Source organism: Actinomyces sp. MRS3W (assembly GCF_032465695.1).
Lineage (GTDB): Bacteria > Actinomycetota > Actinomycetes > Actinomycetales > Actinomycetaceae > Actinomyces.
Map to the genome: position 1 here is coordinate 1 of NZ_JAWDJJ010000261.1, position 20,090 is coordinate 20,090.

The window sequence follows — 20,090 nt, forward strand, 5'->3', positions numbered from 1 at the left end:
AATATGTACCGACATCTTCTGTGAGGCTCATAGAATGCCCATCCGCGTCGTCGGCGCCGGCCTGACGACGGCCGCTGGTCCGAACGCGAACGAAGTAAGAGAGGAACCGCCATGTCCCGAGGCCGCACCTCACGCGTCACCATCGCCATGGTCGCCGCCCGCTGCGGGCGGTCGGTATCCACGGTGTCTGCCGCGCTCAATGGCGCTCCGGGCGTGGCCAGCGAAACGCGTGAGGAGATCCTCCGGACAGCCCGGGAACTGGGATACAAGGCCGACTGGCGGGCACGTTTGCTGCGGCGCACCCACTCCGGACTTATTGGCGCCAGCTTCGCCGTCGGCCAGGCCTTCCAAGGACTCATCATTGACGGTCTGTATCGCGCCTGCGCAGACCTTGACCACTCTCTCACCCTCTCTGCCGTCACCCCTCACCGCGACGGGGCGGCGGGACTGCACACGCTGCTCGCGGATCGCTGCGAGGGGCTGGTCCTCGTGGACACCGCGATTCCCGAGGAAACGCTCGCCTCGGTCAAGGACGAGGTCAGGACCGTGGCCGTGTGTCGCGCCACCGCGATGGAGGGGATCGATGAGGTGCGCTCGCGTGATGATGTCGGCATCACCGCATTGGTCGACCACCTCGTCGCCACCGGCAGGCACCGGATCGTCTACGCCGACGGCGGTGCGGAGTCCGCTGCTGCGGCGCGGACTGCGGCATACCGCGCGGCCATGGAGGCGCATGGGCTGGCCGATGTCATGCGAGTGGTGCCGGGAGGCGCCGACGAGGATGCCGGTGCCGGCGCCGCTGCTCTACTGGCTCAGGAGGAGTCTCTGCCCGAGGCGCTCATGTGCTTCAACGACCACGCCGCGGTGGGGGCGCTGATGGAGCTGCGGCGGCGGGGCATCGCCGTGCCGCAGCAGGTCGCCGTATGCGGCTACGACGGTATCCCCGTTACCGCGTCCACCGCCTTCAGCCTGACCACGGTGCATCAAGACGCGGCGCTTATCGCCGAGGTTGCGGTGCGCACACTCCTTGCCCAGGTGCATCCGGAGCCCGCTGACCATGCGGCGGAGGAACTGCCGCCGCTTCCCAAGGGCGTCATCCGGGAGCCCCGCCCGCAGGGCGGCTGGGCGTATCTGGTCACCCCCGAGCTGGTAGTGCGCGAGTCAACGGCGCCACGCGAATCAACAGCGCCGTGCCTCAACCCGCCCTCCCTCACCGAAACCGGCACTAATAACATGCCGAAACCGGCACTAATAACATGCCGAAACCGGCACAAGTGACGGTGGGGCGCGGAGAGGGCATGCGATCCGCCTCCAAGCGTCGTCGGCTCGGGGCCGCGTGGCCGTCCGAGTCGGTGGGCGCCGCTGAGGTGCTGACGGTTCGGCACACGGGCTGACGGTTCGTACCTTCGGGTGGACGCTTCGGTACGTAGGCCGACGGTTCGGCACCCCGGCTGCCGAACCGTCACGGCAAATGCCGAAACGTTGGTGCCAAGTGCCGAACCGTCGTCGAAAGGTACGAACCGTCGCACACGGGCCGGGCCCGTGCCGACTGCGGACGAGCCCATGCGAAGGAGTTGCCGTAGGGCGCCGGCCGGGTCTCTCATCTACAAACCCGGGGCGCGGGGTGGAACGCGCCCCGAGCCCCGGGGTTGGCAGACACCCGACCCGCGGACGGGCTCAGGCCACCTTGACCGGGGCGCCCGTGCGCGCGGACTCGGTGGCGGCCTCGGCCAGTCGCAGCGCGGCGACGGCGTCGGCGATGCCGGTCGGGGGAGTGGTTCCCGCCTCGACCGCATCAATGAAGGCGGACAGCTCCAGGCGGTAGGCGTCGGCGTAACGCTCGAGGAAGAAGTCCAGGTAGGGCTCCTGGGCGTCGGTGACCTCGGCGTTGGACAGGCGCACGGTGTGGGCGCGAACGTTCTCGGCGAACAGAGCGCCGTCTCGGCCGGAGGCCTCCAGGCGCTGGTCGTAGCCCGAGGCGCAATGACGGTTGTTGATAATCGTCGCCACGGCGCCGCTGGCCGCCTTGAGGGTGATGACGGCGGCGTCGAAGTCGCCGGTCTCCGCAATGGCGGGGTCCAGGTGCTGGCCGACGGCGTGCACCTCGACGATGTCACCCAGGAAGAAGCGGGCGGTGTCGAAGTCGTGGATGGTCATGTCCCGGAAGATGCCGCCGGAGACCTTGATGTACTCCGCCGGCGGCGCAGCCGGGTCACGGGAGATGATAGTCAGCTGCTCCAGCGCGCCGATCTTGCCCGCGTCGACGGCGGCGTGCACTGCGGCGAAAGAAGGGTCGAAGCGACGGTTGAAGCCGAACATGACCGGGGTGGTGATGGCATCCAGCTCGGCCCGGGCGGCCTCGACGTCGGCCATGTCCAGCGCGATCGGTTTCTCGCACAGGACCGCCTTGCCGGCCTTGGCGGCTGCCAGCAGGTGGGGGATGTGCAGCGGCGTCGGTGAGCCGACGACGACGGCGTCCACCTCGGGATCGGCGAAGACGTCGTCGGCGTCCTTGCATGAGCGGGCCCCGTACTGGGCAGCCAGCTTCTCGGCGGCGTCGCCGAACGGATCGCACACGAGTGCGAGTCGAGCCTGCGGATGAGCGGCGACGGTGCTGGCGTGGACGTGGCCGATGCGGCCGGCGCCGATGATGGCGATATTGAGCATCTGAGAGCTTCCTTGGTCGTAGGTGCGGATACAGCCACAATGCTAGCGCGCGTTAGCAACGGTCGCACTACGCCCTTGTGACGAGTGGTGGGGAGAAGTAAAACGTCCCGGGTGGCTCCGCGGTGAACGGAACCACCCGGGACTGCAGGTGGATTACGGCTGGGGCATGATGACGTCGCGCACCAGGGCGTCCAGGTCGGCGTCGGCCTGGAGGAACCCGCGCAGCGTGCGGCGGGTGGCGCCGTAGGAGTCGAACTCCTCCGGGGTCATGCCGTCAGGCTCGTAGGCGCGGACGAACTCAGGGATGGACAGCAGGGTCTCCATGATCTCCGGGGCCACGGGGACGTCGATGCGGGGTTCGACCTTGTAGCCGGAGTTGTTGATGAGCTGCTGCCACTTGAACGGCGGGGAAACCACCAGGTCGCCACCGACCAGCTCGGACCAGTGCATGACGTTGCGGAAGGCGGCGGATAGCACGCGGGCGCGCAGGCCGCGAGACTGGAACTCCTGGTAGGCGCGCTTGAGGGCGGCCACGCCGGCCCACTCCAGGTGGCCCGGATCGATGAACAGGTTGTCCCGCTTGGCGACGATCTTGAGCCAGTCGTCCAGGCGTCCGCCCATGAGGGTGACGACCGGACCCATGGTGGAGACGTCCTTGCCCTCGGCCTCGCGGCGCTTGAGGCCGCGCTCGATGGCCTCACCGGTGGCGACGGCCTGCGGGACGGAGAAGGAAACCGTCACGTTGACCGAGACGCCGCGGTAGGTGGCGTCCTCGATGGCCTTGACGCCGGTCGCGGTGGCAGGGATCTTGACGATGATGTTCTTGGCGAGCTTCGAGAACTCCTCGGCCTGGTCGGCCAGGGCCTTGGCGTTGCGGGCCAGGCGCGGGTCGGTCTGCATTGACAGACGGCCGTTGCGGCCCTTGTGCTCCTCGAAGATCGGCTCCAGCAGCTTGGCGGCGTCGATGCTCAGCTCGCGCACCACCTGCCATCCGATCTCGGACTCGCTGGCCTCGGGCATCTCCTCGGCGAGCTCCGCGATACGGGGCAGCCAGCGCTCCTTCTTCTGGTTGATGCAGGTGTAGGCGATGGTCGGGTTGCACGTGGCGCCTACGCCGCCGAAGGAGATCGACTGGCGCAGCTCGTCGGGGTCGGCCGAGTCATTCCACAGAACGGTCGGGGTGGTGCGAGAGGCCTCGAGAAGGGGCCCGGGGGTGTATTCAATGCTCATCGGCGTGCTCCTGGGTGATGGGTGGGCCATCGGCGTCATCGGCAGTGTGGCCCGGTGCACCCCAATTCAAGCCGGTCACGTCGGCAGTGTCAAGGGTTTGTATGGACAAATTTGTTCGTCGGCTCGGTTCGCTGCCGGATGTGGGCGGCTTGAAGGGGCGGCGACGTCGTTGCGGTACCCCTGGGCGCCGGTCATGCGGCGACGACGGCGAACCGGGTGGCGGGCCGTGTGCGCTCAGCCGGTGAACAGGGAGGTTTCGAAGGAGTAGCGCGAGGCGCGGTAGATGTGGTCGCCGTACTCGATGACGCGTCCGGTGGCGTCGTAGGTGGTGCGCTTGGCGGTGAGCAGTGCGGCACGGCGCTTTTCGCCCAGGGCCTCCGCCTCCTTGGCGGTGGCGTTGCGCGCACCGATGACCTGCTTGGCGGTGGCCGGGATGATTCCGCGCGTGCGCAGGAGGTCGTATAGGCCCGACTGCTCCAACTCTTCGCGGGAAGGTGCGATCGAGGCCGGGATGAGGTTGTCCATGAGTGCGATCGGCTCGCCGTCGGCGCTGCGCAGTCGGCGCAGGCGGGTGATCTCGGTGCCGGGATCAACCTCCAGCTGTGCGGCCTCTTCCTCGCTGGCCGGACGGGTCTCGTATTCCACGAGCTTGGTCTCGACCTGATGGCCTGCGGCGGTCAGGTCGGACAACAGGCTCGAAAGCTCCATCGGGCGGCGCACATGCGGGGAGGCGACGATAGTGCCGGCGCCCCGACGGCGGGAGATGAGGCCGCGATCGGCCAGACTCTGGAGGGCCTGCCGGGCGGTGGGGCGGGACACTTCCAGGCGCTTGGCCATGGAGACCTCATCCTCAATGCGGGTTCCTGGAGGCAGTGGTCCGTCGAGAATGAGCGCCGCTAGCGAGTCCGCTATCTGGGCGTAAAGCGGACGATCGCTGGAACGGTCGATGGTGATCTCGGGCTGGAAGGGCGTATCCGGCATGAAAGCTCTCTGAAAGGGTTGTCGGTGAACCTATAGTACGGCGTCAATACGGATATGGAAGGACTAATTCGGCTCAACTTCGGCACTTGTTCGCGGACAAGCGGGTCGCTTGTGGCGGTTGGGGGAGCGTGTCGTGGGGCGGGCCTCTCCGACACGCCTGCGAATTTGTTCGGACAAACCCCTTGACGGGCACGCGACTTGTGAGGCACGCTTCTCGCATCGGGCCCCACGGGCGCCAGCCTGCGCGCCCCGCCCCAAAGACGTGGAAAGGGAGACCACCATGACTGCTCCGTCGAGCACGCCACCACTCGATGTTCTCACCATCGGACGCTGCGGAATCGACATCTACCCGCTTCAGGTCGGCGTCGGCCTGGAGGAAGTGGAGAGTTTCGGCAAGTTCCTGGGCGGCAGCCCCACTAACGTCGCTGTGGCCGCCGCCCGCTACCGGCACCGCTCGGCCGTCATCACCGGAGTCGGCGACGACCCCTTCGGCCGCTTCGTGTGCTCGGAGATGCGTCGGCTCGGTGTGTACGACGACTACGTCGTCACCAAGTCCGACTTCAACACCCCGGTCACCTTCTGTGAGATCTTCCCGCCGGACAACTTCCCCCTGTACTTCTACCGCGAGCCCTCCGCCCCCGACCTGGAATTGACCGAGACGGACATCCCCGGCGACGCCGTTCGCGACGCCGCGATCTTCTGGATTTCCGCCACGGGCCTGAGCAAGGAGCCCTCACGCAGTGCGCACCACGCCGCCCTGGACCTGCGCGAGCGCAAGGAACACACCATCATCGACCTCGACTACCGTGCCATGTTCTGGGAGGACGAGGCCACGGCACACCGCGAGGTGGCCGCCGTCCTGCCCAAGGTCACCGTCGCCATTGGCAACCGGGAAGAGTGCCGGGTCGCCGTCGGCGAGACCAACCCCGACAAGGCCGCTGACGCCCTCCTGGAAGCCGGCGTCGAACTGGCCATCGTCAAGCAGGGGCTGGAGGGGACCCTGGCCAAGACCCGCGATGAGCGTGTGGAGATCCCGGTGACTCCGGTGACCACGAAGAACGGCCTGGGCGCCGGCGACGCCTTTGGCGGCGCCGTCTGCCACGGCCTGCTGTCCGGCTGGTCGCTGGAGAAGACCATCTTCGCCGCCTCCACCGCAGGAGCGATCGTCTCCTCCCGGCTGGAGTGCTCCACCGCTATGCCCGCCGAGCCGGAGCTGCTGGCGCTTATGCGCACCCACCGTGACCTCGTTCCTACGCTGCAGGACCTGTGAGGAAGGCGCCATCATGTCTCACACATCTTCCACCCCCTTGACCGACCGCATCGTTGAGATTCGGACCCGCACCCCCGAGCGCATCGCCCAGGTATTGGCCGATCGTCCCCGCGGCACCCTGCCCGACGGCGACGGCAAGCTCATGATCATCGCTTGCGACCACCCCGCCCGTGGAGCGCTCGCCGCCGGCGCGGATCCCATGGCCATGGCCTCGCGCGAGGAGGTGCTGGCCCGCTGCGTCACCGCCCTGTCCCGGCCCGGCGTCAATGGCTTCCTCGGCACCGCCGACCTCATCGAGGACCTGGCACTGCTGGGCGCCCTGGATGGCAAGCTCGTCTACGGTTCCATGAACCGCGGCGGCCTGGCCGGCGCGTCCTTTGAGATGGACGACCGCTTCACCGGCTACGACGCCGCCGGCGTCGTCAATGCGGGTCTGGACGGCGGCAAGATGCTGCTGCGCGTCAACTACTCCGACCCCGCCACCGCCAGCACCATTGCGGCCTGCGCCGCCGCCATCGACGCCCTGGCGGAGCGCGGTGTCATGGCCATGGTCGAGCCCTTCATCTCCCGCTGGGAGTCCGGTCGGGTGGTCAACGACCTCAGCCCCGACGCCGTCATGACTTCTATGGCCATTGCCTCCGGCCTTGGACGCACCTCCGCCTACACGTGGCTCAAGCTGCCCGCGGTGGATGACATGGAGCGCGTCATGGAGGCCTCCACACTCCCCGCCCTGATCCTGGGTGGGGCCGTCTCCTCGGATGCCGACGCGGCCCGGGAGTCCTGGGCCAGGGCGCTCGCCCTGCCTACCGTCAAGGGCCTGGTCATCGGCCGGTCCCTTCTCTTCCCCCCTGACGACGACGTCGCCGCCGCCGTCGACAACACCGTAGGACTGCTCTCATGAATGCCTCCACCCACCCCGACGTCTCCGACATCTACGTGCCCGCGGGTTCCAGCGGACACGACACACTGACCGTCGATGTCACGCCCGCCCGCGCCGGCTGGACCTACTCGGGCCTGCGCGTGTGCGTGCTGGCCCCCGAACGCTCCACCACGCTGGAGACCGGCGAGAGCGAGCTCATCGTGCTGCCCTTGGAAGGATCGGCCACGGTCCTGGTCGACGGGCAGTCCTACCAACTCGCCGGCCGCAGCGGAGTCTTCGAGGAAGTCACCGACTACCTGTATGTGCCGCGCGGTAAGACCTTCACGCTCACCTCGCACGGCGCCGCCCCCGGGCGCTTCGCCCTGCCCGCGGCCGTGGCCACCCGCGACCTGCCGGTCGCCTACTACGGCCGTGACCAGGTGCGCACCGACCTGCGCGGTGCGGGGGACTGCTCCCGGCAGGTCAACAACTACGCCCTCAACAACGGGGTTGAGACCTCGCACCTGCTGTGCTGCGAGGTGCTCACCCCCGGCGGCAACTGGTCCTCCTACCCTGCGCACAAGCACGACGTCGCCTCCGAGGACGAGCGCGAGTTGGAGGAGATCTACTACTTCGAGATCCGCACCGCCCCGGACGGCACCCCCGGATTCGGGCTGCACCGCACCTATGCCTCCAGCCCGGAGCGTCCCATCGACCTGTGCACCGAGGTGCGCCAGGGTGACGTCGCTCTGGTGCCCTACGGTTACCACGGCCCCTGCGTAGCCGCCCCCGGATACGACATGTACTACCTCAACGTCATGGCCGGACCGGCCGAGGACCTCGTCTGGCTTGCCCCCGACGATCCGGCTCACCACTGGATCCGCGGCACCTGGGAGGACCAGGAAGTCGACCCCCGCCTGCCCATGACTCACTGAGTCGCTCAACCACGACCCCATCCACCGACCCGGGCCAGCCGCCCACCCGAACCAACAGGAAAGAATCACACACATGAGCAACGAAGCCTACGCGGGCACCATTCGCCTCACCGTCGCCCAGGCCACCATCCGGTTCCTGTCCAACCAGTACTCCGAGCGCGACGGCGTCGAGCAGCGCCTCATCGCCGGCGCCTTCGGCATCTTCGGCCACGGCAACGTCGCCGGCATCGGCCAGGCGCTCCTCCAGAACGAGGTCGCTCCGCTCGAGGGCGAAGAGCCCATGCCCTACATCATGCCCCGCAACGAGCAGGGGCAGGTGCACGCGGCCGCCGCCTTCGCCAAGACCAAGAACCGGCTGCAGACCTACATGTGCACCGCCTCCATTGGGCCGGGCTCGCTCAACATGGTCACCGGTGCCGCACTGGCCACCACCAACCGCCTGCCCGTGCTGCTGTTCCCCTCGGACCAGTTCGCCACCCGCGTGCCCGACCCGGTGCTGCAGCAGCTCGAGGACCCCACCACGCTGGACATCACCGTCAACGACGCCTTCCGTCCCGTTTCCCGATTCTTCGACCGCATCAACCGTCCCGAGCAGCTCATCCCCTCGCTGCTCAACGCCATGCGGGTGCTCACCGACCCGGCCGAGACCGGTGCCGTCACCATCGCCATGCCGCAGGACGTCCAGGCCGAGGCCCACGACTGGCCGGTTGAGTTCTTCCGCAAGCGCGTGTGGCACGTGCGCCGCCCGCTGCCCGAGCCGGCCGCCCTGGAACGCGCCGTCGCGCTCATCCGCGCCGCCAAGCGGCCGCTGGTCATCGCCGGCGGTGGGGCAATCTACTCCGAGGCCTCCGAGCAGCTGCGCGCCTTCGCCACCGCCACCGGTATTCCCGTCGCCGACACCCAGGCCGGCAAGGGTGCCATCAACTTCGACCACCCCTGCTCCGTCGGCGGGGTTGGCTCCACCGGTGGCGACTCCGGCAACCACCTGGCGGACAAGGCCGATCTCATCATCGGCGTCGGCACCCGCTACTCCGACTTCACCACCGCCTCCAAGACCCAGTTCAAGAACCCCGACGTCAAGTTCGTCAACGTCAACGTCACCCCCTTCGACGCTGCCAAGGAGAGCGCCGAGATGGTTGTGGCCGACGCCCGCGAGGCGCTCGTTGCGCTCACCGAGGCGCTGGCCGACTACCACGTGGACGCCGCCTACACCGAGGAGATCACCCGCGAGCGCGAGGCCTGGTTCGCCGCCACGGACAAGTGCTACCACCTGGGGCACGGCCCGCTGCCGGCGCAGACCGAGGTCTTCGGTGCGCTCAACGAGCTCATGGGCGACGAGGACATCATGATCAACGCCGCCGGCTCCATGCCCGGTGACCTGCAGGCCCTCTGGCAGGCCCGGACTCCGGTCCAGTACCACGTCGAGTACGCCTTCTCCTGCATGGGTTATGAGGTGCCTGCCGGTATGGGCGTCAAGCTCGCCCGCCCGGAGAGCGAGGTCGTCTCCATCGTCGGCGACGGTACCTACCAGATGCTGCCCATGGAGTTGGCCACGGTGGCCCAGGAGGGCATCAAGGTCATCTACGTGCTGCTGCAGAACTACGGCTTCGCCTCCATCGGCGCCCTGTCGGAGTCCCGCGGTTCCCAGCGCTTCGGCACCAAGTACCGTCAGCGCGGTCAGGGCGGACACCTGCAGGATGAGAACAAGATCGCCGGCGTCGACATCGCCGCGAACGCAGAGTCCTGGGGACTGAAGGTCTACCGCGTGTCCACCATCGAGGAGTTCAAGGAGGCTTACGCCCAGGCTCACGCCGGGGACGAGGCCGCCATGATCCACATCGAGACCGACCTGTACGGCCCCAACCCGCCAGCGTCGTCCTGGTGGGATGTCGCGGTCTCCGGTGTCTCCAACCTGGAGTCGACGCAGAAGGCCTACGAGCAGTACATCGAGGACCGCAAGCCGCAGCGCCACTACCTGTAGAGTGGGAATGTAAAAGTTGTATCGCGTGTTGATGTACAACACGCTACGGGGAGAAATCCCGAGAAGGAGTCAGTGATGACACAAACCACGCCAGAAACAACGGGCGCCAAGCGGACCATTACGCATTGGATCGACGGCAAACACTACGAGGGCACCCCCATCGGCCGCTTCCCGGTGGAGAACCCCGGCACTGGTGAGATCGAGGCCGAGCTGCTGCAGGCCTCGGACGCCGATCTCGACTACGCCGTCGAGGTAGCCACCCGGGCGCAGAAGGAATGGGCTAAATACTCGCTTGCCAAGCGCACGGCGGTCATGTTCCGCATGCGCGATCTGGTCCTGGAGCACCAGGACGAGATGGCCCGGCTCATCGTGGCGGAGCACGGCAAGAACTACTCTGACGCCATTGGTGAGATTCAACGTGGCCGGGAGACCCTCGACTTCGCTACGGCGATCAACCTCGCTCTTAAGGGTGAGTATTCCTTCGACATCTCCACCGGTGTCGACATCCACACCCTGCGCCAGCCGGTCGGCGTCGTGGCGGGCATCTGCCCGTTCAACTTCCCGGCCATGGTGCCCATGTGGATGCACCCGGTCGCCATCGCCACCGGCAACGCCTTCATTCTCAAGCCCGCGTCGATGACCCCGTCGGCAGCCATGTTGACGGCCGAGCTGTACAAGGAGGCGGGCCTGCCCGACGGCGTGTTCAACGTCGTCGCCGGCAACCGCAAGATGGTGACCAAGGTGCTGGAGCACCCGGGGATCAACGCCATCTCCTTCGTGGGCTCCACCCCGGTCGCGCATATTGTTCAGGACACCGGCGTCACCCACGGCAAGCGGGTGCAGGCGCTCGGCGGTGCGAACAACCACGCCATCGTCATGCCCGACGCTGACCTCGACTTCGCTGCCCAGCACATCTCGGCCGCTGCCTTCGGTGCTGCCGGGGAGCGCTGCATGGCGCTGCCGGTCGTCGTCGCCGTGGGCGGGATCGGTCCGGACCTCGCTCAGCGCGTCAAGGCGAACGCCGAGAAGATCAAGGTCGGCTACGGCATGGACGAGGGCGTCGAGATGGGCCCCGTTATCGACGCCAAGTCCAAGGAGAACATCATTGGCCTGATCAATGAGGGCGAGTCCAAGGGCGGCGACGTCGTGCTGGATGGCCGCGGCCTGGTCATCCCCGGCCACGAGAACGGCCACTTCCTCGGCCCGACCATCGTGGACAATGTGCCGCTCGACTCCGAGCTGTACCAGCAGGAGGTCTTCGGGCCGGTGCTCTCGATCGTGCACGCCGACACTTACGACGAGGCCATCAGGATTGTCAACGCCTCGCCCTACGGCAACGGTGCGGCCATCTTCACTAACGACGGCGGCGTCGCGCGTCGTTTCCAGCTGGACGTCGAGGCGGGCATGGTCGGCGTCAACGTGCCGATTCCAACCCCGGTGGCTTACTACTCCTTCGGTGGATGGAAGGAGTCGCTGCTCGGCGACACCCACATTCACGGACCGGAAGGCGTCAAGTTCTACACCCGGGCCAAGGCGGTCACCTCGCGCTGGCCTTCGGAGAAGACCTACGCCGCCACCATGTCCTTCCAGCGGGAGGAGTAAAGGACCGGCGCGGTCCCACGGCGCCCCCGCAGTATCCCCAGCTGCGGGGGCGCCGCCCTATTTGTGCGGTTCGCAGTCGTGCGACACCCGCAGCGCCGAAAATTTGTCAGCACAAAACTCTGGCGCATCGGGACTGTGACCGTTACACTGGGGAGCGTCCGAAACGATTCGGGCGTCCGAGCTGGCCGCCGCCGTCGGCTCGGAGAATAATCTCGACTCTCAGGAGCGACAATGACGTCAACTGCCTCAAAGGCTGTCAACACCAACGACCCGAAGTACTCCAAACTCACCATCGGCGTGTGCCCCGACCAGTGGGGTGTGTGGTTCCCCGATGACCCCAAGCAGATGGCCCCCCGCCAGGCTTGGCAGGAGATGGCCGAGGCCGGCTTCGAGGTGATCGAGACCGGTCCCTATGGCTACTTCCCCACCGACCCCAAGGAGCTCCAGAAGTGGTGCGACGAGTACGGCATGCGCGTCGTCGCCGGCACCGGCTGGGGCATCCTGCACAAGGCGGAGGCCTGGGAGACCACGCTCAAGACCTTCCGCGCCATCGCCGAGACCCACGCCGCTGTCGGCGCCGAGTACATCGTGCACCTGCCCCCGCTCTACCGCGACGACAAGACCTGGGAGTGGACCGACGACCGTGTCCTGTCCGACGACGCCTGGAAGCTCTACGTTGAGCACGCCAACGCTCTGGGCCAGATGCTGCTCGACGAGTACGGGCTGAAGATGGTGCTCCACCCGCACGGCGACTCCCACATCGAAACCCCGGAGGAGATCGCCCGCATCTTCGACGCGACCGACCCCACGTACGTCAACCTGTGCCTCGACTCCGGCCACGTCGTCTACGGCGGCGGCGACCCGGTCGAGCTGTGCAAGAAGTACCCCGAGCGCATCACCTACGTCCACATCAAGGCCTTCGACGAGGCGATCACTAAGGAGGCCCACGAGAAGGACTGGCCCTTCGGTGAGGCCGTGACCAAGGGCGCCTCGGTCTGTCCGCCCGCCGGCCTGCCCGAGATGCACGCCTTCGTTGACGCGCTGGCCGAGCTGGACAAGCCGATCTACTGCATCTGCGAGCAGGACTGCTACCCCTGCGAGCCGTCCTTCCCGAAGCAGAACGCCATCAACATGCGCAAGTACCTGGCCTCCTGCGGCCTGGGTCTGGCCTGAGCAGCGCGCCCGCGCTGCATCCGTATCTGTACCCACCACCACAACACCCTCAAGGAAGAGAGAATCATGACCGTTCGCATTGGTCTCATCGGCGCCGGCGGCATGGGCCGCGCCCACCTCGCCCGCATCACCAACGAGCTGTCCGGCGGCAAGATCGTCGCCGTGGCGGACATCAACCACGACGCCGCAGTCTCCGCAGCCGAGCCCTACGGGGCCAAGGCCTATGACAGCTCCGACGAGCTCATCAACGACCCCGACGTCGACGCCGTCGTCATCGCCACCTTCGGCAAGGTCCACGCCCCCGATGTCATCAAGTGCATCGAGGCCGGCAAGTACGTCCTGTGCGAGAAGCCGCTGGCTACCACCGCCGAGGACTGCATCAAGATCATGGAGGCCGAGCAGAAGGCCGGCAAGAAGCTCGTCACCGTTGGCTTCATGCGCCGCTTCGACGCCGGCTACAACGAGATGAAGTCCGTCCTCGACGCAGGCGAGCACGGCTACGCCATGCTCATCCACTGCCGCCACCGCAACCCCTCCGTTCCGGAGAACTACACGACCCGGAACATGATTGACGACACCGCTATCCACGAGATCGACATCTGTCGCTTCCTCCTGGGCGAGGAGATCGTTTCGGTGCGCGTGGACACTCCTCGCTCCACCAGCCACCGTTTCGAGCACCTCACCGATCCGCTCGTCCTCCAGGCCAAGACCCAGTCGGGCGTGCTCATCGACGACGAGATCAACGTCAACTTGCAGTGGGCCTACTCCATTGAGTGCGAACTCGTCATGGAGACCGGCGCGGTGCGTCTGGGCGACCAGGAGAAGATCCACATCCGCGACGCCAACGGCAACCGCAACGCCATGTGCCAGTCGCACATCGACCGCTTCCAGGCCGCTTTCAACGCGGAGTTCCAGTCCTGGATCAACGCCGTCGCCCGCGACGAGCACACCGGGTCGACGTCCTGGGACGGCTACGCCGCCACCAGTGTTGTCGACGCCGGCCTCGAGTCCCTGGACAACGGCGGTGTCGAGGTCAAGGTGACGATGATCGACAAGCCCGCTTTCTACGCCTGAGCTGCGGGCCACGGCCGACTCTCACAGAATTCGCAAGCGACTAGATCAGGAAAGGAGAGACCCCATGGTCGATATTGCCCTCGACCCGAACATGTACTACTTGAGCATGTCCACTGCGGACACCCTGCACAAGGCCGCGCAGCTCGGGTTCAAGTACGTGGAGCTCTCACCGAACAACGAGTTCCACCTCTGGCACCACTATCCCAAGGCCGACCGGGCCTTCATCGCCGAGCTTAAGCAGGCGGAGAAGGACTCGGGCGTCAAGGTCCGCACCCTCAACCCCGTCTTCAACTGGTCCTCACCGGACGAGATGGAGCGGCAGGCGCAGGTGCGCAACTGGCGGCGCCTGCTGGAGCTGGCCGACGCCCTGGACGTGCGCGACATCGTCTCGGAGTTCTCCGGCGACCGCAACCAGGCCAGCCGCTCCGAGCAGCAGTGGTACAAGTCCATGGAGGAGCTCATTCCGCATTTCGAGAAGTACGGCATTCGCCTCAACATGGAGGCTCACCCCTACGACTTCGTCGAGCTGCACGACCGGGCCCTTGAGCTGGTGCGCAGCATCGACAAGGACTGGGTCGGCTACGAGTACTGCTGCCCGCACACCTTCCACCTGTCCGACGGCGCAGGCGACGCCGCCCGGATGATCCGCACGGCCGCGGACGCCGGCAAGCTGAGGGAGGTGCACGTCTCCGACGGCTTCAACCACCGGATCAACGACGGCAACCGGTACATCGTCAACCCGCCGGGTGCGGACGTGACCGTCCACCAGCACAACGCCATCGGCAACGGCGAGGTCCCCTGGGACGAGGTCTTCTCGACGCTGCGCGAGGTCGGCTTCGACGGCGTGGTGTCCGTGTGCATCTTCGGCTGGCACGAGCGGGCCGATGAGTACAACCAAGCCGCGCTCGAGCGCCTGACCCAGGAGCTCGGCGCCTGATCCCTAGGCCGGTCGCCCCGTGCGCCGCGGGGCGACCGGCCCCTTCCACTTCCGTTGCCCTGACACGTCGGCGGGAGACACCCCCAGGCTTTTTCGCGGCGCTTCCCCCACCTGCCGATGGTGGCAGGTCCTACAAGGAGATCACTATGTCCACAACCCCCCTCGCGGCGAACGACTACAGCCGCGACAAGATCCAGGAGCTGGTCGATACGACCCCGCCGTCGGGTAAGAAGCGCTCGCTCGGCGCCATTGCCCTGGTGGCGACCCTGGGTTCGCTGCTCTTCGGTTACGACACCGGCGTTATCGCGGGTGCACTGCCGTACATGTACCTGCCCCGTACCGCCGACGGGTTGGCGCTGACGACGTCGGAAGAGGGCTGGATCGGCGGGCTGCTGTGCATCGGAGCGGCGCTCGGTGCCTCCCTTGGTGGCAGGCTCTCCGATAAGTATGGTCGTCGCCACAACATCACCATGCTGGCGATCATCTTCCTCGTCGGTGCGCTCGGCTGCACGTTCTCACCGAACATCTGGATCCTGTACCTGTTCCGGATCATTCTCGGCTTCGCCGTCGGCGGCGCCTCGGCTACGGTCCCGGTGTTCCTCGGTGAAACCGCGCCCAAGCGCATCCGTGGCACCCTGGTGGCCGTGGACCAGCTCATGATCGTCTTTGGGCAGTTCCTCGCCTACTCGATGAACGCGATCCTCGCGCAGGTTCACGGCGGTCCGGAGGTGACGGTCGCCAACGACGCCGTCAACTCCGCCGGCGAGACCGTCGCCCGTGCCGGTGAAACCGTCAGCTGGGAGAGCGTGCAGAACCTCGCCAACGTCGTCGTCTCCTCCGGTAACGGCACCACCTGGCGCTACATGCTGGTGCTGGCTTCCATCCCCGCCGTCGCCCTGTGGATCGGCATCCGCCTCATGCCGGAGTCGTCCCGCTGGTACGTGGCCAACCTGCGCATCCCCGAGGCCATCGGCTCCCTCAAGCGCGTCCGCAACGAGGCTAAGGATGGCCCCATTGCCGACGAGATCGACGAGATGCTCGAAGTGCAGCGCAAGGAGGCCAGCCAGGAGAAGTGGGGCCTGTCCCAGATCTGGAGCACCAAGTGGACGCGGCACCTGCTCATCATCGGCATCATCCTGGGCCTGGCGGATCAGCTCACGGGTATCAACACCGCCATGTACTACACGCCCAAGGTGCTCGCCGCCGCCGGCTTCCCGATGACCGACGCGATCTCGCTCAACGTCATCTCCGGTGGTATCTCCTTCCTCGGGTCTGCCGTGGGCTTGTGGCTGGTCACGAAGTTCGCCCGTCGCCACGTGGGTATCTACCAGGAGACCAGCATCGTCATCTCCCTGGGGCTGCTGGCCGCGGTGTTCTTCTTCCTCATCCAGCCCTACCAGAACGCCGACGGCGACATCATCGGCGCCCCGGCCTTCGCCCCGATCCTCGTGCTGGTCATCGTCTGCCTGTTCGTCTTCGCCAAGCAGTCCGGAACGGTGACCTGGGTGCTCGTGGCCGAGATCTTCCCCAGCAAGATCCGCGGCACCGCCATGGGACTCGCGGTCGGTGCGCTGTGGATCGCCAACGCGCTCGTGTCGATTGTCTTCCCGATCATGATGGCCAAGCTCGGTGGCGCGGGCACCTACCTGGTGTTCTGCATCATCAACGTGTTCTCGCTGCTGTTCTACATCAAGTTCGTCCCCGAGACGAAGTACCACTCCCTGGAGGAGCTCGAGGAGCGCTTCGAGAAGGAGTACAGCTGAGTCGCGCGGGCGGCCGAGTGGGCAGGTACCTGTCCGTGAATGACCGCCCCGCGCATCGGAGTCGCCGTCGTCTTCCGTAGAGGCTCCTGGACGCCCCGTGGCCATCGGGCCACGGGGCGTCCTGCTGGTTTCGATTCGGACGCGGCAGGGCCTTGACTCGACGCGGCGAGAGGAGGAAGATCGTCCTAACAAGGATTCACGCGCGTGAACCGCGTGGATTCTGCTGGTGGACAGCGTCGCCCGCCAGCGGCCAACCTGCTGTCAACTGAATCCCACCTCGGCCGCCGCAGTCCGAGGCAGGCAGAAAGGACTCCCTATGCAGACCTTCGCCCTCCTGGGGGCCGGATTCATCGGCCGCGTTCACGCCGAGAACCTTGCCGCCCAGCCCCATATCCGCTTCGCCCGGATATTCGACGTCGACCCCGCACGGGCCGGCGAGCTCGCCGCGCTGCACGGTGCCGAGCCTGCCGCCGAGGCCGACGAGGTCTTTGCCGATCCGGATATCGACGCGGTCCTCATCGCCTCCTCCACCAACACCCATGCCGACCTGCTCAAACGGGCCGCGGCGGCCGGGAAGGCCGTCTTCTGTGAGAAGCCCATCGACCTCTCCCTGGAGGTTGCTCGCGACGCCGCCGCTGCCGTCCGCGCCGCCGGCATTCCCGTCATGATGGACTTCAACCGCCGTTATGACGCCGCCTATGCCGCCGTCCACGACGCCGTCCAGGCCGGTGAGGTGGGACAGGTCGAACTTGTCTCCATGACCACCCGGGGCCCCTCGCTGCCGCCCATCGACTACCTCAAGGTCTCCGGCGGGCAGATGCGGGACCAGACCGTCCACTTCTTCGACCTGCTGCGCTGGATCACCGGCCTGGAACCCGTCGAGGTCTACGTCGCCGGTGCCGCCATGGTGGATCCGGCCGTGGCCGAGGTCGGCGACGTCGATACCTCGGTGGCGGTCCTGCGCCTAGCCAACGGCGCGATCGTCCAGATCGACTCCCAGCGCCGCATCGGCTACGGATACGACGAACGCATCGAGGTCAACGGCTCGGTGCGCATGGTCGAGGCCGCCCGCCACCGCACCGGCTTCGTCAACCACTACGGACCCGGTGAGCTGCGCACCAACGGCCTGGACGTCGGCTGGTTCGAGCGTATCCGCGGCACCTATCGCAAGAGCCTCGACGCCTTCGTTGACGCCCTCGAACACGATTCGCGCGTGCCCGCCCCGCTCGAGGACGGCCTGCGCGCCCAGATCATCGCCGAGGCGGCCACCGAGTCCCTGCACACCCACCGGCCGGTCGCCATTCCAGAGGGCCTGTAACGCCGTCATACCCCACCGCCCGCGGCGCCGCCGCACCTCCATCCACCCCATGATCGAAGGAGATCGCACATGAAACTGTCCATGAACGTCACGTCCACCTTCCACGGCACCGCCCTCAACGACATCACCGTCGCTAAGGACGTCGGCTTCGAGGGTATCGAGCTGCAAAGCCCGAAGCTGTGGCGCTACCTCGACGCCGGCTACACCCCCGAGTCCCTCCTGCCGCACCTGGACGGCATTGAGGTCTCCGGTATCGGCGCCCTCCAGGAGGCCGAACCCGAGGCCTTCCGCGCCGAGGCGGAGAAGCTGGCTCATGTCGGGGAGGTGGTCGGGGCTCCCGCTATGCAGATGTGCACCGGCCCGGTGGACGTCGCCGTGGTCCAGGACTTCAAGGCCGGCCGCCTCGCCGACGACGATCCCCGCTTCCGGGGGCTGCTCGGACGTCCCGACAAGGAGGTCATTGAGGAAACCGCCAAGAACGTCGCGCTGGCGGCGGATATCGCCGCGGACCACGGGCTGGACCTGTTCTTGGAGCCGCTGGGCTGGGCGCCGGTATGCCACGTCGACCAGGCCCTGGAGATCCTGGACATCATCAAGCGCCCCAATGCCAAGCTCGCTCTGGACTTCTGGCACTTCTGGGTCACCGGCTCGACCCCGGAGGATGTCGCCAAGCTGAACAAGGACCTCATCAGCGCCGTTCACGTTTGCGACGGCGTGCCCGTGCCTGCCGGCGAGGTGCCCGACCAGAGCGTCTCCCGGAACGTGTGGACCGGCGGTGGTTCCATCCCGCTGCAGGAGTGGGTCGACGCCGTCAAGGCCACCGGTTATGACGGCTGGTACTGCTCGGAGATTTTCCACGACCGCTCCGCGGAGCTGGACTTCCACCTGGTGGCGCAGACCCTGCTCAACGAAATGCGGATCCTCACCGCGTGAGCCAGCCTGCCCCGTCGACCTTGACGACGCCCCCGCCGGAACCGACCCGGCGGGGGCGTCGGGGTCACAATGATTCCAGGGGTGTGGGTCGGCTTGGGCGGCACCGGCCGGTGCGGGCCGGGACCGTCGGCCAGTGCAGTGGTGTAGTGTCGCCGAAACCGGCACTAATGACGTGCCGAAACCGGCACTTATAACGCACCGAGACCGGCACTAATGACGTGCCGAAACCGGTTGACGTGGCGGTGGGGACGCTTGCGGGGTGCGGGCGTGGCGGGCAGGCCCGGCGCGCAGCGCTGGTGGTTCCTGCTGTGGGGTCACGGTTCGGCACCTGAGCCGACGGTTCGGCAGTTCCCATCGACGCTTCGTCACGTAGGTGGTGGTGTCAGGGGGTGGTTGCACCGTTGATGATGGTGTTTAGTATCTCGGTTGGTGTTTGTCCTTGCAAGACTTCTCGGGGGCGGCGGTTTAGTTGGTCTTGGACGGCTTGGACGTCGGTGTCGGTGATGGTGGAGAAGTTGGTGCCTTTGGGGTAGTACTCGCGGATCAGGCCGTTGGTGTTGTCGTTGGTGGGCCGCTGCCAGGGACTGTGGGGGTCGGCGAAGAAGATCTTGATGTCGGTGGCGGTGGTGAAGGCGGCGTGGTCGGCCATCTCTGAGCCCTGGTCCCAGGTGATGGTGGTGTAGATCGCCTGGGGCAGGGAGGCGATCATTTCTTGGAGGGCGTCGGTGACGGTCTGGGTGCGGTGGTTGTCGCCCAGGCGGCCAATGAGCACGAACCGGCTGCGGCGCTCGACCAGGGTGATCAGGGCGCTGCGTTTGTCACCGCCGATGATCAGGTCTCCCTCCCAGTGGCCGGGGATGGCCCTGTCGTCGGCCTGGGGTGGGCGCAGGCTGATGGTGGCGCCCTTGATCCAGCTCTTGCCGTTCGGGGCGGGCAGCCCGGCCAGCGGGGAACGCGGGATGCGGGCGGTGCGCCCGCTGCGTAGGGCCTTTTCCACTTTCAGTTGGGCGCGCAGGCTGCCGGCGCCCTGGACGTACAGGGCCTGGTAGATCTGCTCATGGCATATGCGCATGCTCCTATCATCGGGGTTCTCGAACCGTAGGCGGGCGGCGATCTGCCGGGGGCTGACCCGGTCCTCCAAAAGGGTGATCACCCGCTCGCGCAGGGCCGGGTTGGCATCCAGCTTCCTGGTCTTGGGACGCGCCAGCCGCTGCTGGGCGATCATCTGGGCGCTGCCGGGCCGGTAGGCGCCGTCCGGGCCCGCACCGCGGCGGATCTCCCGGGACACGGTCTGCCGGCACCGGCCGATCCTCCGGGCGATCTGGGCGGCCGAGTCCCCCTGGGCCAGGCCGGTGGCGATCATGGCC

16 protein-coding genes are annotated in these 20,090 nt (G+C 67.0%); 12 read left to right on the forward strand and 4 right to left on the reverse strand.

All coding sequences use genetic code 11. The features are described 5' to 3' along the window. The first annotated feature begins 111 nt into the window (after window positions 1-111). Window positions 112-1,278 carry a LacI family DNA-binding transcriptional regulator gene (locus tag RWX45_RS09850; protein WP_316023550.1) on the forward strand — a complete coding sequence of 389 codons (1,167 nt, stop codon included), beginning with the start codon at window positions 112-114 and terminating at the stop codon, window positions 1,276-1,278. Between the two features lie 399 nt (window positions 1,279-1,677). On the opposite strand, the gene iolG is transcribed toward RWX45_RS09850, so the two are convergent. The 3 genes from iolG to RWX45_RS09865 all read right to left on the reverse strand — a co-directional run bounded on the left by iolG (window position 1,678) and on the right by RWX45_RS09865 (window position 4,878). Beyond that, a complete protein-coding gene (gene iolG / locus RWX45_RS09855) occupies window positions 1,678-2,667 on the reverse strand; it encodes an inositol 2-dehydrogenase (protein WP_316023551.1) in 990 nt (329 codons plus the stop codon). Window positions 2,668-2,820: 153 nt separating this feature from the next. After that, window positions 2,821-3,897, reverse strand: coding sequence for a transaldolase family protein (locus RWX45_RS09860; protein ID WP_316023552.1), 1,077 nt, complete (start codon window positions 3,895-3,897; stop codon window positions 2,821-2,823). A gap of 234 nt (window positions 3,898-4,131) precedes the next feature. Beyond that, a complete protein-coding gene (locus RWX45_RS09865) occupies window positions 4,132-4,878 on the reverse strand; it encodes a GntR family transcriptional regulator (protein WP_316023553.1) in 747 nt (248 codons plus the stop codon). A gap of 280 nt (window positions 4,879-5,158) precedes the next feature. On the opposite strand from RWX45_RS09865, the gene iolC reads away from it, so the two are divergent. From iolC to RWX45_RS09920, 11 genes are all read left to right on the forward strand, one after another. Beyond that, window positions 5,159-6,148 (forward strand): 5-dehydro-2-deoxygluconokinase, encoded by a 990-nt coding sequence (gene iolC / locus RWX45_RS09870; protein ID WP_316023554.1) that lies wholly within the window; start codon window positions 5,159-5,161, stop codon window positions 6,146-6,148. A 13-nt stretch (window positions 6,149-6,161) separates the two neighbouring features. Then, a complete protein-coding gene (locus RWX45_RS09875; RefSeq protein WP_316023555.1) occupies window positions 6,162-7,049 on the forward strand; it encodes a deoxyribose-phosphate aldolase in 888 nt (295 codons plus the stop codon). Beyond that, the gene (gene iolB, locus RWX45_RS09880; protein ID WP_316023556.1) at window positions 7,046-7,942 is read left to right on the forward strand and encodes a 5-deoxy-glucuronate isomerase; all 897 of its coding nucleotides are present in this window, start codon (window positions 7,046-7,048) and stop codon (window positions 7,940-7,942) included. Before RWX45_RS09875 ends, iolB begins: the two co-directional genes overlap by 4 nt. 73 nt (window positions 7,943-8,015) lie before the next feature. Further along, the gene (gene iolD / locus RWX45_RS09885) at window positions 8,016-9,923 is read left to right on the forward strand and encodes a 3D-(3,5/4)-trihydroxycyclohexane-1,2-dione acylhydrolase (decyclizing) (RefSeq protein WP_316023557.1); all 1,908 of its coding nucleotides are present in this window, start codon (window positions 8,016-8,018) and stop codon (window positions 9,921-9,923) included. A 75-nt stretch (window positions 9,924-9,998) separates the two neighbouring features. Then, a complete protein-coding gene (locus tag RWX45_RS09890; RefSeq protein WP_316023558.1) occupies window positions 9,999-11,525 on the forward strand; it encodes a CoA-acylating methylmalonate-semialdehyde dehydrogenase in 1,527 nt (508 codons plus the stop codon). Window positions 11,526-11,756: 231 nt separating this feature from the next. Further along, window positions 11,757-12,698 carry a sugar phosphate isomerase/epimerase gene (locus tag RWX45_RS09895; RefSeq protein ID WP_316023559.1) on the forward strand — a complete coding sequence of 314 codons (942 nt, stop codon included), beginning with the start codon at window positions 11,757-11,759 and terminating at the stop codon, window positions 12,696-12,698. A gap of 66 nt (window positions 12,699-12,764) precedes the next feature. Then, a complete protein-coding gene (locus tag RWX45_RS09900) occupies window positions 12,765-13,772 on the forward strand; it encodes a Gfo/Idh/MocA family oxidoreductase (RefSeq protein ID WP_316023560.1) in 1,008 nt (335 codons plus the stop codon). A 64-nt stretch (window positions 13,773-13,836) separates the two neighbouring features. After that, window positions 13,837-14,709 carry a sugar phosphate isomerase/epimerase gene (locus tag RWX45_RS09905; protein WP_316023561.1) on the forward strand — a complete coding sequence of 291 codons (873 nt, stop codon included), beginning with the start codon at window positions 13,837-13,839 and terminating at the stop codon, window positions 14,707-14,709. A gap of 146 nt (window positions 14,710-14,855) precedes the next feature. After that, the gene (locus RWX45_RS09910) at window positions 14,856-16,472 is read left to right on the forward strand and encodes an MFS transporter (protein WP_316023562.1); all 1,617 of its coding nucleotides are present in this window, start codon (window positions 14,856-14,858) and stop codon (window positions 16,470-16,472) included. 316 nt (window positions 16,473-16,788) lie between these two features. Then, entirely contained in the window at window positions 16,789-17,790 is a 1,002-nt protein-coding gene (locus RWX45_RS09915; RefSeq protein ID WP_316023563.1) for a Gfo/Idh/MocA family oxidoreductase, read from the forward strand. Window positions 17,791-17,859: 69 nt separating this feature from the next. After that, window positions 17,860-18,723 (forward strand): sugar phosphate isomerase/epimerase family protein, encoded by an 864-nt coding sequence (locus RWX45_RS09920; protein ID WP_316023564.1) that lies wholly within the window; start codon window positions 17,860-17,862, stop codon window positions 18,721-18,723. 382 nt (window positions 18,724-19,105) lie between these two features. On the opposite strand, the gene RWX45_RS09925 is transcribed toward RWX45_RS09920, so the two are convergent. After that, on the reverse strand, window positions 19,106-20,090 hold a 985-nt coding region (locus tag RWX45_RS09925), incomplete at its 5' end, for an IS30 family transposase (protein WP_316023565.1).